The organism is Micromonospora sp. DT44, from assembly GCF_049841635.1.
In the GTDB taxonomy this organism is placed as follows: domain Bacteria; phylum Actinomycetota; class Actinomycetes; order Mycobacteriales; family Micromonosporaceae; genus Micromonospora.
This window is the reverse complement of the sequence record NZ_JBNCKS010000027.1, coordinates 64,615-76,437: the sequence shown is the minus strand read 5'-3', so window position 1 is coordinate 76,437 and position 11,823 is coordinate 64,615. Positions and strand designations below refer to the sequence as shown.

The 11,823-nt window shown below is 73.0% G+C and carries 9 protein-coding genes; 4 read left to right on the top strand and 5 right to left on the bottom strand.

Features of this window, described 5'->3' with window-relative positions:
- Window positions 1–296: 296 nt before the first annotated feature.
- The gene (locus tag ACLQ25_RS17365; protein WP_007463121.1) at window positions 297–989 is read left to right on the top strand and encodes a Crp/Fnr family transcriptional regulator; all 693 of its coding nucleotides are present in this window, start codon (window positions 297–299) and stop codon (window positions 987–989) included.
- 99 nt (window positions 990–1,088) lie between these two features.
- On the opposite strand, the gene ACLQ25_RS17360 is transcribed toward ACLQ25_RS17365, so the two are convergent.
- Window positions 1,089–1,286, bottom strand: coding sequence for a hypothetical protein (locus ACLQ25_RS17360; RefSeq protein WP_425731897.1), 198 nt, complete (start codon window positions 1,284–1,286; stop codon window positions 1,089–1,091).
- Window positions 1,287–1,434: 148 nt separating this feature from the next.
- Here ACLQ25_RS17360 and ACLQ25_RS17355 point away from each other — a divergent pair, with 148 nt between their 5' ends.
- A complete protein-coding gene (locus ACLQ25_RS17355; protein WP_425731896.1) occupies window positions 1,435–4,977 on the top strand; it encodes an ATP-binding protein in 3,543 nt (1,180 codons plus the stop codon).
- Between the two features lie 3 nt (window positions 4,978–4,980).
- On the opposite strand, the gene ACLQ25_RS17350 is transcribed toward ACLQ25_RS17355, so the two are convergent.
- Window positions 4,981–5,661, bottom strand: a complete 681-nt coding sequence (locus ACLQ25_RS17350) for a lysophospholipid acyltransferase family protein (protein ID WP_425731895.1) — start codon at window positions 5,659–5,661, stop codon at window positions 4,981–4,983.
- A 547-nt stretch (window positions 5,662–6,208) separates the two neighbouring features.
- Between ACLQ25_RS17350 and ACLQ25_RS17345 the strand changes: the two genes are divergently transcribed.
- Window positions 6,209–7,069, top strand: coding sequence for a DUF308 domain-containing protein (locus tag ACLQ25_RS17345; RefSeq protein ID WP_425731894.1), 861 nt, complete (start codon window positions 6,209–6,211; stop codon window positions 7,067–7,069).
- A 202-nt stretch (window positions 7,070–7,271) separates the two neighbouring features.
- Entirely contained in the window at window positions 7,272–8,744 is a 1,473-nt protein-coding gene (locus ACLQ25_RS17340) for an alpha,alpha-trehalose-phosphate synthase (UDP-forming) (RefSeq protein ID WP_425731914.1), read from the top strand.
- 13 nt (window positions 8,745–8,757) lie between these two features.
- Here ACLQ25_RS17340 and ACLQ25_RS17335 read toward each other — a convergent pair whose 3' ends face one another.
- The 3 genes from ACLQ25_RS17335 to ACLQ25_RS17325 form a co-directional block, all read right to left on the bottom strand.
- The gene (locus ACLQ25_RS17335) at window positions 8,758–9,552 is read right to left on the bottom strand and encodes an alpha/beta hydrolase (protein ID WP_425731913.1); all 795 of its coding nucleotides are present in this window, start codon (window positions 9,550–9,552) and stop codon (window positions 8,758–8,760) included.
- 55 nt (window positions 9,553–9,607) lie between these two features.
- Window positions 9,608–11,014: a flavin-containing monooxygenase gene (locus tag ACLQ25_RS17330; RefSeq protein WP_425731893.1), complete on the bottom strand. Its 1,407-nt coding sequence runs from the start codon at window positions 11,012–11,014 to the stop codon at window positions 9,608–9,610.
- A 116-nt stretch (window positions 11,015–11,130) separates the two neighbouring features.
- Entirely contained in the window at window positions 11,131–11,823 is a 693-nt protein-coding gene (locus ACLQ25_RS17325; protein WP_425731892.1) for an endonuclease/exonuclease/phosphatase family protein, read from the bottom strand.

The window sequence follows — 11,823 nt, the reverse complement described above, 5'->3', positions numbered from 1 at the left end:
TCCTCACCCACCGCCATCCGTCGGCGCGCGGCGGGGCCGGGTGCGAGCCCGGCCGGTCCGCCGTGGGCTGGCGGCGACCCGGGCCGCCGACGCCGCTTTGGCGACGCCCCAGGGGGTACGCCGCAGCTCGCGACGGTCACGGAAGTGCTTCGAGGGGTGTACAGCAAGCGACCGGACCGTCATGATCTGATGTGTACCGCTACCGGATGCCGAACCGGTGTCAGTTCACCTCGTCAGGGCCATCAGGTTCACCCGGTGAGCGATTGTGTGGTCCATGACCGGGGAGGGGTTGGGCCGTGGAGATGCGCCTGCCGGAGCCGGGTGACGCGCTCACGGGTGTCGAGATGTTCGCTGGCCTGGAGCCCGAGGTGCGGCAGCGTGTCATCGCGGCCGCCGTTCCGCGCACCTACCGCAAGGGTCAGCTGCTGTTCGTCGAGAACGACCCGGGCGAGTCGCTCATCGTGCTGCGCCGGGGCGCGGTCGCCGTGTTCCGCACCGCGCCGACCGGCGAGCGGGCGGTTCTGTCGGTGATCCGTCCGCCGGACGTGCTGGGCGAGGTCTCCCTGCTGGACGCCTCCACGCGCTCCGCGTCGGCCGAGGCCATCGAGGACTGCGCGGCGCTCGCGCTCTCCCGGGGCGCGTTCATGGAGCTGGTGCACTCCAACCCACGCATCCTGGACGCGGTGATGCGGTCGCTGGGCGGGTTGATCCGCCGGCTCACCGAGCAGAACGCCGACCACGTCTTCCTCGACCTGCCGGGTCGGGTCGCCAAGACGCTGGTCCGGCTGGCCGGCGAGAGCCAGGCGCCGATGATCACAATCGAGTTGAACCAGAGCCAGTTGGCCGAGATGGCCGGCGGTTCCCGGCAGAGCGTCAACCAGGCCATCGGTTCCTTCGCCAGCCGCGGCTGGCTGCGGACCGAGGGGCGCCGGATCGTCGTCACGGACGTCGCCGCGCTGCGCCGTCGGGCGGGCATGAACGACCGCTGAGTTGACCCGCCGCCCCGACGCGGGGCACCTACCTACATCTGAAACGGCCGGGTCGCCCGTGGGCGGCCCGGCCGTTCCGTCGTGTCACCGACGCGTGGTTCAGACTCCGGGGCTGCCCGGGCCGGCCCACTTGTTCGGGCCCTTGCTGTCGCCGCCCGAGCCGGTGGACTGCTCGCTGACGATCCCCTCGGCCTGCAGCGTGGCGAGCGTGGCGGCGTCGACGTCCACGGAGTCGCCCGCCGAGTGACTGACGCCCTTGCCGTCGGTCCAGTCACTCTCCAGCTTTACGTACACCATTGACCTGTCCCCCTCTGGTCGCTGATCGAAGATGTGGCGGACTGAATGTAGTCGCTCAAGCCGTTGGTGGACTGTCCACAAACCAACAGGCCGCTACCTGACAGCCCTTCCGGCGGCGATACTCCTTGCGGGCGGCGGCGCTGGGGGCGTGGCCGGTATCGCCAGTGGAGGGTGTGTCATCGCCGCGCAGTGTGGGCGCTGTGGACGCACGGCCGCCGACGGGGACCGCTTCTGCGGTGGCTGCGGCGCCGAGCTGGGTGCTGTCTGCCCGCACTGCCTGCGTCCGCTCGCCACCGACGTCGCGTTCTGCACCTCGTGCGGGTCGCCCCGGCCGGGCACCGACCGGACGGCCGCGGTCGCGCCCCAGGAGGATCGCCGACGGGTGAGCGTGCTCTTCGTCGACCTCATCGACTTCACCCCGTACGTCGAGCGCGCCGATCCGGAGCAGGTCCGCGGCATGCAGACGGGCTTCTTCTCGGCGGCCCGACGGGTGGTCGGCCAGTACGGCGGGGTGGTTGAGAAGTACATCGGTGACGCCGTGATGGCGCTCTTCGGCGCGCCGATCGCCACCGAGACCGACGCGCTGCGCTGCGTACGGGCGGGGCTGGAGCTGCAACGGGTGCTCACCCGGTTCGCGCCGACGGGCAGCACCGAGATGCGCTTCCGGGTGGGGGTGGCCACCGGTGAGGCCCTCGTCGACGTGGCCGCCGCCCGCGACGGTGGGCAGGCCATCGTGGCCGGTGACGTGGTGAACACCGCCTCGCGGATGCAGTCGGTCGCGCCGCCCGGCGGGGTGCTGGTCTGTGGCACCACGCACGCCCTGACCAAGGACGCGATCCGCTACGAGGAGCAGCCCCCGGTCACCCTGCGCGGGCGCTCCTCACCCACCGAGGTGTGGCTCGCCCTGTCCCCGCTGCGCCGTCAGCCCACCGACCGCGAGCCGGACACCACGCCCCTGGTGGACCGCGAGCACGAGCTGGGGATGCTGGTCAACGCCCTGCACCGGTCGCTGCGCGACCGGCTGCCCCAGGTGGTGACGATCTTCGGCCGGGCCGGGATCGGCAAGAGCCGGCTGCTGCGCGAGCTGTACCGGCACACCGGCCGGCTGGTAGACGAGCCGCTGACGTGGCGGACGGGACGCTGCCCGCCGTTCGGCGAGAACGTCACGTTCGCCGCGCTCGCCGACATCGTCAAGTCCGAGGCCGGCATCCTGGACACCGACCCGGCCGCCAGCGCGGCCCAGCGGCTGGGCACCGCCGTCGGGGAGCTGATCGGGCCGGGTGAGCGCGACCGGGTGGTCGACGCGCTGCGTCCGCTGGTCGGGCTTCCCGGCACGCCGCTGCCGGCGGAGGAGGCGGAGTCGGCGTGGCGGCGGTTCCTGCTGGCGTTGGCGGCCCGGCGCCCCACCGTGCTGGTCTTCGAGGACCTGCACTGGGCCGACGACGCGATGCTGCGCTTCGTGGAGCTGCTCGGGGCGGCGGCTCGGGAGGTGCCCCTCCTGCTGCTGTGCACCGCCCGTCCGGAGCTGGTCGACCGGGACCCGAGCTGGGCCGGGACGATCACGGGTTCGGTGACCATCACCCTGCCGCCGCTGCGCGACACCGGCATCGCCGCCCTGTACGCGCACCTCTTCGGCCAGGCGGCGTTCTCCGCCGAGATGCTGACGCCGCTCATCGAGGTGGCCGGCGGCAACCCCCTCTACGCGCACGAGTACGTCCGCATGCTGATCGAGCAGGGCGCGCTGCGCCAGTCGGGGCGGGGCTGGTCGCTGGACAAGCAGCTCGAACTGACCATGCCGGAGAGCGTGCACTCGGTCATCGCCAACCGGGTGGACCTGCTGGACGCCAAGGACCGGGCGGTGCTGCTCGCCGCCTCGGTGGTCGGGGTGCAGTTCTGGCCGGGCGCGGTGGCCGCCGCGCTGGGGCAGCCGGTCGAGTCGGTCGAGCGCGCGTTGCGCCGCCTCGAACAGCGCGACTTCGTGCACGAGCAGGCCGCGTCGACGATGGCCGGGCAGGCCGAGTTCCGGTTCCGGCACGTGCTGGTACGCGACGTCTGCTACCAGCGGCTGCCCCGCACCGAGCGGGTGGCACGGCACGAGCGGGCCGCCGACTGGCTCGACGCGCTGTCGCAGAGCCGCGACACCGACCTGGCCGAGGTCCTCGCCCACCACCGCTGGGCGGCCCACGAGATCGCGCGGTCCCTCGGCATGCAGATGCAGCGGTACGCGGGACCCGCGCGACAGGCGCTGCACCGGGCGGCCCGCCGGGCGTACGCCCTGCACGGGCTGGAGGCGGCGGCGAGCCACGCCAGCCGGGCGCTCGGCCTGGCCGACAACAGCGACCCGGTGGGCCGGCTGCAACTGGAGCTGCTGAGCACGGAGATCTCGTTCTACCGGGACGGCAACGCGTTCCTCTCCGGCGGCGGGCCGGAGCAGGCGCACGCGCTGGCCGACCGGCTGGCGGCGCACGGCGACGACGCGTGCGCCGCGCGGGCGTGGACGCTGCTCGGCCAGGCGGCGTGGCTGCGCGCCGACCGGGGTGAGGCGTTGGCCTGCCTGGATCGCGCGGTCCAACTGTTCGACCAGCTACCGGACAGCCCGCAGAAGGCCGACGCGTACGCCGAGCTGGGCCGCCTGCACATGCTCAACTACGAACGCGACCCGGCGGTGTCGGCGGCGGACACCGCGGCGGAGATCGCGGAGCGGCTGGGCCTGACCGAGACGCGGACCAACGCGCGGATCACCGCGGCCACCGCGCGCTACCAGGCCGGCGACCGGATCGGCCTGGACGAGTTGCACGCCATCGTCGAGTTCAGCCGGGCCGGTCAGCTGCTCGCGCTGCCCCGGGCCACGCAGAACCTGGCCTGGGCCATCCGCGAGGAGGGCGACTGGCTGCGCTCGAACGCCCTGCTCTCGGCTGCTCCGGCGCGTACGGCCAGCGGGCAGACGCTGACCACCAGCTATTCGGCCGAGGCGATGCGGGCCTGGTTCGAGGGTGACTTCGGCCGGCTGCTCGCCGCGGCGGAGGCGTTCGTGGACACGCCGACCGGTAGCTGGGACATGCAGGTGCGGGGGCTGCGCTGCTGCCTGCTCGTGCTGCGCGACGACGAGGACCCGGCCGACCTGGCGCACGCGCTGGCCACCGCCCGGCGCAGCGGCTTCCACCGGCTGCGCTGGACGATGCTGGGCATGGCCGCGCTGTGTCGGGCGTTGCAGGAGCGCCACGCCGAGGCTGCGGAGCTGATCGACGAGCTGGAACGGTCCTGGTCGGCGGTGCCGGCGCTGGCCAGCGGGGAGTGGATCGCCGCGGCCGCGTACGCCGGCGCACTGGCCGGCCGGGACGCCGCGGTGCGGGTCCGGGCGATGCTGGACCGGGTGGGACATCGGACGCCGTGGTCGGAGGCGGCGTTGCGGACGGTGACGGCGGCGGTGGCGGCGGCCGACGGCGACCACCGGCGCGCGGCCGAGCTGCACCTGGCCGCCGCCGAGACGTACGGGCGGATCCCGGACGCGAGCGACCGGGTGCTGGCGCTGGCGCTGGCTGCCGCGGAGCTGACCCGGGCGGGTGACCCGTCCGGCGCCCGGGTGCCCCGCGCCGAGGTGCGCACCTTCGCCCTGCGCAACGACGCGCCGGGCCTGCTGGCGCTGACCGGCCGGCCGATCAGCCCGACCGGACCGGCGGTCGCCTGCTGAGACTCAGGCGGCCACCGGCGTCTTGAGCTTCTGCGCGTAGATGTCGACGTACTCGCCGCCGGAGAGCTCCATCACCTCGTACATGATCTCGTCGGTGACCGCGCGCTCGACGAACCGGTCGCCGGCCAGGCCCGCGTAGCGGGAGAAGTCCAGGGGCGCGCCGAAGCGGACCCGCACCTGGCCGATCCGGGGAATCAGCCGGCCGGGCGGCTGGAGCTCGTCGGCGTTGAGCATCGCCACCGGGACCACCACCGCACCGCTCTCCAGGGCCAGCCGGGCCACCCCGGTTTTACCGCGGTAGAGCCGCCCGTCCGGGGAGCGGGTGCCCTCGGGGTAGATGCCGGCCACCCCCTGGGCGCGCAGCACCCGCAACTGGGTGTCCAGCGCGGCGCGGGCGGCCTGGCCACCGGAGCGGTCCACCGGGATGGTGCCGGTGCCGACGAAGAACATCTTCGTCAACCAGCCCTTGATCCCCTTGCCGGTGAAGTACTCGGCCTTGGCCACGAAGGTGACCCTCCGCGAGACGATCAACGGGATGAAGATCGAGTCGAAGAAGGAGAGGTGATTGCTGGCCAGGATCACCGGGCCGGTCGCCGGCACGTGGCGCAGCCCCTCCACCCGCGGGCGGAAGATCAGCTTGAGCAGCGGACCGAGGATCACGTGCTTCAACAGCCAGTAGAGCACCGGCGTCCTTTCCCGTGGTGTGCCCGCTCCCGTGGGGTGCCCGCGACAGCACCGTGCCGGGCGCGTCGCCCGAGCCTACGAAGCGAGCGCTCGCACCACAACAGACGGACACCCACCACCGCCACGCGGGGCAGGCGGTCGCCAGGACGGCTGGATGGACCAGGCAGGCCAGCGGACCGGAAGGGCACGGAGATCCGCGCAACATCAGTGTTGTTGCTGCTTCCCACACGGGGCAGGCAGCAACAACAGGGAAATTGTTCGGATCTTGGCGCGCGACGCGGGGCTGTTCTGCCGCATGGGCGCGATTGCCGCAGCTCACCCGCGCCCCACCCGGCCGACGACGATCACCGAGATCGCACGTCTCGCGCAACAACGGACAAAGAGCCACCGCCGTGACCAGCGGCAGCGCCCCCGACTTTCCAAGACGCGACACAACGCACTCCCGGAACCGGCCCCTGACGTGTCACGATTCAGAGCACGGCGTGCGCACGGGCGTCGAGGGGGCAGGGGTGGCCGCGCCGCAGGGCGCGTTGAGGAGGATGGCCGGGTGTCAGCGGGTGGGGCCCGCCGGGGACGGCGGGACAACGGGCTCGACGCGAGCGAGTACGCCGTCGTGGGCGATGTCGATCCGCGCGTCGGCGAGCACCTGCTCGACGTGCTGGCCGCCGGCGGGATCGCCGCCTACCTGCAACCGTCGGCCGACCTCAACCCGGTCACCCGTACCACCACCGTCCCGGCCCGCCCGGTCGACCGGCTCTACGTCGACCGTTCGCACCTACGGACCGCCCGTGACTACCTGACGCAGCTCGCCGACGAGAGCGCCCCGGAGCAGCCCCCGGCCCGCGACGAGCCGGACATCGACGCGGAGTGGGCCCGGATCGTGGCCGGCTTCCACAGCACCCCCTCGACCACCGACGAGCGGCCCTGGCCGGCCGCGGAGGACGTGGACGAGCGGGACGACCGGGACACGCGGGACGAGCCGACGGCCGGTCCGCTGGCCCGCTCCGGCGTTGACGAGGCCGGGCCCACCGCGACCGACGTCCGTCGGCTGCCGTCGGCGACCGACTTCTCCGGGATCTCGGTCGGCCGGAACAGCCGGGACGACGAGCCCTCACTGCTGGACGGTCTGGACACCTTCGGCGCCGACCTGCCGGACGACGACGAGGACACCTACCACCCGCCCCCGCCGCCGCCGCTGCCCCGCGTCTCCAAGTACGCGTTGGTCGGCGCGCTCGCCGTGGTCGTCGGGTTCGTGCTCTTCCTCTTCCCGTCGCTACTCCCGATCGACCGCTCGGCGGTCACCCTGTTCGGGTTCACGGGCATCCTGGCCGGTTTCGTCACGCTGATCTGGCGGCTGCGTCCCGGTGACGAGGAGGACGACGACCCGGACAACGGCGCCGTCGTCTAAGGGGCCTGTTTCATAAGAGCTGGCCGGCATGAAACAGGTCCTACCCCGGCCCGCATCGCGGGACGAGACCGCCCTCACTCGGGGCGTAACAGTGGTGTAACTTACTGTCAGTAGGAATACCGCTGTACGTCACTTCCCCCGCTGACTGACCGGTTTTCCCTTGCTCGTGGCGGTCAGTCCTCTGCTGATCGGAATGCCCGAGATGCGACAGAGTTCCCTCGTGGTGGTGGCCAACCGCCTCCCCATCGACGACAGCCAGGCCCCGGACGGCGCCTGCGAGTGGCGACGCAGCCCCGGAGGGCTGGTCAGCGCGCTACACCCGCTGCTGCGACACACCCCGGCGATCTGGGTCGGCTGGGCCGGCGGCACCGGCCCGGCACCCGCCCTGCCGGACGTGGACGGCGTCCACATGCACACCGTCGCTCTCAGCCACGAGGACCTGCGCGACCACTACGAAGGCTTCGCCAACGCGACCCTCTGGCCGCTCTACCACGACGCCGTCGAGCAACCCGAGCACCACCGGCGCTGGTGGGAGGCGTACCAGCGGGTCAACCAGCGATTCGCGGAGGCGACCGCCGAGGTGGCCGAGCCGGGTGGCGTGGTCTGGATACAGGACTACCACCTGCAACTCGTACCCGGGCTGCTGCGCGCGCTCCGCCCCGACCTGCGCATCGGCTTCTTCCTGCACGTGCCGTTCCCGCCGCCGGAGCTGTTCATGCAGTTGCCGCGCCGCGCCGAGCTGCTGCGCGGCATGCTCGGGGCCGACCTGGTGGGCTTCCAGCGCGCCCAGGCGGCGCACAACTTCGCCCAGCTGGTGACCCGGGTGCTGGAGCTGCCGGCCACCGACCGTCGGATCGGGATCGACGACCGGGTGGTCCGCATCGGCGCGTTCCCCGTCTCGATCGACACGGCCGAGATGGCCGCCCTGGCCGCCCGCCCCGACGTGGCCGCCCGGGCCCGCCGCCTGCGGCAGGATCTCGGCGACCCCCGGCACGTCATCCTCAGCGTGGACCGGATGGACTACACCAAGGGCATCGAGCAGCGGCTCAAGGCGTACAGCGAGCTGCTGGCCAGCGGCGACGTCAAGGTCCGCGACACGGTGCTCGTCCAGGTCGCCATGCCGAGCCGGGAACGCGTCGGTCAGTACCAGATCCTGCGCGAACGCATCGAGCGCGAGGTGGGCCGGATCAACGGCGAGTTCGGGCGGGTCGGCGAGCCGGCCATCCACTACCTCACCCAGCCCTTCGACCGGGCCGAGCTGGCGGCGCTCTACCGGGTCGCCGACGTGATGGCGGTGACCCCGCTGCGCGACGGGATGAACCTGGTCGCCAAGGAGTACGTCGCCGCCCGGGTGGACGACACCGGAGCGTTGCTGCTCAGCGAGTTCGCCGGCACCGCCGCCGAGCTGTCCCAGGCGTACCAGGTGAACCCGCACGACCTGGAAGGGCTCAAGCAGGCGCTGCGCACGGCGCTGCGGGCCGACCCCGCCGACGTCACCGCCCGTATGCGGGCGATGCGCGCCCACCTGCACGAGCACGACATCCGGGCCTGGGCCCGCTCCTACCTGAGCGCCCTCGACGAGACGGGCGCGCTGGTCAGCCGCCTCACCAGCACCGACGGCGCCGCCCGGGTACCACAGCCGGCGACCCGGGCGACCCAGCACGCCGGCGGCTGACCGGGGCGCATGGTCACCGGCCGGCCGGCTCCTTCTCCAACCAGTCCAGGATCGCGTCGATCGGCTCGGCCCAGCGCGCGTCGAGCATCAGGTCGTGCCCCATGCCGGGGAACAGCAGCGGCGCCGACCCGTACCGGCGGGCGACCCGCGTCAACGTCGACGCCGGCACCACCCGGTCGTCCGGGCTGCCCAGCACCAGGACCGGGGGCTCGCCCACAGCCGGCTCGGCCTGCGGCTCGCCCAGCAGCGCCCACTGCGCGCGCCGACCGGCCCGGCCCAGTCGTGCCACGTACCGTCGGGCGTCCTCGTCGGGCAACTCCCGGCTGAACAGCTGCGCGCGGCTGAGCCGCAGCGGTCCGCCGAACACCGCCGGCAGCGTCCCGGCCGGGTTGCGGCGCACCGCCGTACCGAAGAGGCCCCAGCCGCCGAAGACCGGCGCCACCAGCACCGCGCCGCGCGCCGGATAGCGCGCCATCGCGTGGGCCACCACGAGCGCCCCGGCGCCGTGCCCCACCAGGACCGCCTGGCGCGGCAGGCTCGCGGCCACCTGGGTCACATCATGGGTGTACGCGCGCAGCGTCGCCTCCGGCGCCGGCTCACTGCCGCCGTGCCCCCGCAGGCTCAGCGCGTACGCCGGGAAGCCCCGCGACGCGGCATGGCCCAGCCAGTGCTCGGCGAACGCCCACGCGCCGTGCCCGAACCCGGGTACGAACAGCAGCGGCGGACGCCCCTGTTCCAACTCGGGTATGGCGCTGAGCACCTCACGGCGCGCCGACCGGACCGGACGAGCCCACTCCCGGCCCCGCATGATCCGCAGCTCGGTCACTGGTCTGCCTCTCGTTCGCGACGGTGCGGCTGGCGGCTCACTTGCCCTCCAGTTCGACCAGGGCGCGCTGGACGGCGCGCAGGTAGTCGGCGTGCCCGACCTCGAACCAGTGCCGGCTGCTGTCCTTGACCTGGCCCGCGTAGCGCTCCCCGGCCCGGTCCCGGACCCGCTGCGCGAACGCGGCGGCCCGCTCGGGTCGGTCCCGTCGGGCCCGCAGCAGCCGCGCGAAGAGCACCGTCTGCCAGTGGGACAGGGTGAACAGGCCGGAGTCCGGCTGCACCAGACCGGCGACGGCCAGCGTGGGGTGCCCCGGCGTGAAGGCGTTGAGCCAGAGCGTGGGACGGCCGGTGCCGGCGCTGTCGCCGAACACCGACGCGTCGAGGAACTCGAAGCGCGGCAGGTAGCCGGTGGCGAAGATGACCAGCTCGGGGTCGATCTCGCGGCCGTCAGCCAGCTCCACGGCGTACGGGCGGAACCGGGCGATGTCGGGCACCGGGCCGATCCCGCCGTGGCCCACGTAGTAGACGAGCTGGCTGTTGGCGATCGGGTGCGTCTCGTACACCCGGTGGTCCGGCTTGGGCAGCCCGAAGCGGGTCAGGTTGCCGACGGTCAACCGCATCGTCCAGTGGTAGAGCCACTGGCGGACCCGCAGCGGCACCCGCAGTGACAGCAGCGCGTCGTTGATCTGGTCGGCCGGACGGCCCAGCACGTACTTCGGGGCGTACCAGTAGCCACGCCGGGTGGAGTGCCAGCAGCGCGACGCCTGCTGGGCGGCCTCGACGGCGATGTCACAACCGGTGTTGCCGGCACCGACCACGAGCACCCGCTTGCCGCGCAACTGCGCCGGGTCCTTGTAGGACGACGCGTGCATGATCTCGCCGCGGAACTCCTCCAGGCCCTCGTAGCGGGGCAGCTTCGGCGACCAGTTGTGCCCGTTGGCGATCACCACGGCGGCGTAGCGGGAGGTGCGCTCCGGGCCGTACCCGCCGGTGGATCGGGTCGTCACGTCCCACCGCTCCCCCGGCGCGGGTTCGACCCGGACGACCTCGGTGCCGAACCAGATGTGCGAGCGCAGGTCGAAGTGCTCGGCGTACCGCTCGAAGTACGACAGGAGCTGGCCGTGGTGGGGGTAGTCCGGCCAGGAGTCCGGCATCGGGAAGTCGGGGAACTGGGTGAACGGCTTCGACGAGATCAGATGGGTGCTGGCGTACACCGGGCTGCGGTCGTGCCGCCAGTTCCAGGCCCCGCCGACGCCGGTCTCGCGTTCGTAGCAGTCCACCCCGAACCCGTGCTCGCGCAAATTTTTGATGGCCGTGAGGCCGCTGGCCCCGGCGCCGATGACGCAGACCGTGTCGCCCCGGTCGGAGAGCGAGCGGCCGTCGCGGCTCTGCGCGGACGGGATCGCATCCGGGTCGGGCCGGCCCTGGTCGGTGGAGGTGGACACCGGGACATCTCCTTTTGTGCGGCACGGGTGCCGGTTCGCCGCGAAATCCTCTCCACATCGGAGCCGGATGTCCAGCCCCGGCGTGGACCGATCGGCGGGTCTCGACCGATGGGGGGTCAGGCCGTGGTGGGCAGCAGCAGGTCGACGAGCACCGGGAAGTGGTCACTGGCCCGGCGGGTCTGTGGAGTGTCCACCACGTCGTAGTCGACCACGGTGATCCGGGGGTCGACGAAGAGCGCGTCGATGCGCCGGCGCGGGTCGGCGCACGAGTAGGTGAGTCGTTCCGCGCGGTCGGCCGCGACCGCCGCGTCGGTCAGGCCGCGCGCCACCGTCGCCCAAGCGGGCCCGTCCGGGCCCTCGTTCAGGTCGGCGCCCGCCACCACCGGAGCATTCGCGGCGTCCAGGCCGCGTCGGAACTCGGCGGCCTGCGTGGGCCGCTCCGCCGGGTCGGTGGACAGGTGCGAGCCGGCGAGGGTGAACCGGGCGTCGCCGACCCGGCAGTCGGCGTACGCCGCGCCGCGCAGGTGCCGGCCCGGGGTCAGTGGGAACCGCTGGCACCGGGCGCCGCGCACCTGCACCCGCAGGCTGGTGAGCAGCAGGTTGCCCAGGGCGGGCAGGCCTCCGGCGGCCACCACCAGGCCGAACGACTCGGCCAGCGTGGCCGACTTCTGCCGCCACCGGAACCGGCGCGGACCCTCCTGCACGATCACGACGTCCGGCTTCGCGGCCCGGACGACCGCCGCCAGCGCGGCGGTGTCGTCGCGCTGGCTGTGGATGTTGTACGACACCACGCGCAGTGGTACGCCCAT

Excerpts from the sequence above, each read along its gene's own strand:
- ACLQ25_RS17335 (WP_425731913.1), bottom strand. The coding sequence starts at position 9,552 with ATGCGGGGCCGGGAGTGGGCTCGTCCGGTCCGGTCGGCGCGCCGTGAG.
- ACLQ25_RS17340 (WP_425731914.1), top strand. The coding sequence starts at position 7,272 with ATGCGACAGAGTTCCCTCGTGGTGGTGGCCAACCGCCTCCCCATCGAC.
- ACLQ25_RS17360 (WP_425731897.1), bottom strand. The coding sequence starts at position 1,286 with ATGGTGTACGTAAAGCTGGAGAGTGACTGGACCGACGGCAAGGGCGTC.
- ACLQ25_RS17325 (WP_425731892.1), bottom strand. The coding sequence starts at position 11,823 with ATGGGCGTACCACTGCGCGTGGTGTCGTACAACATCCACAGCCAGCGC.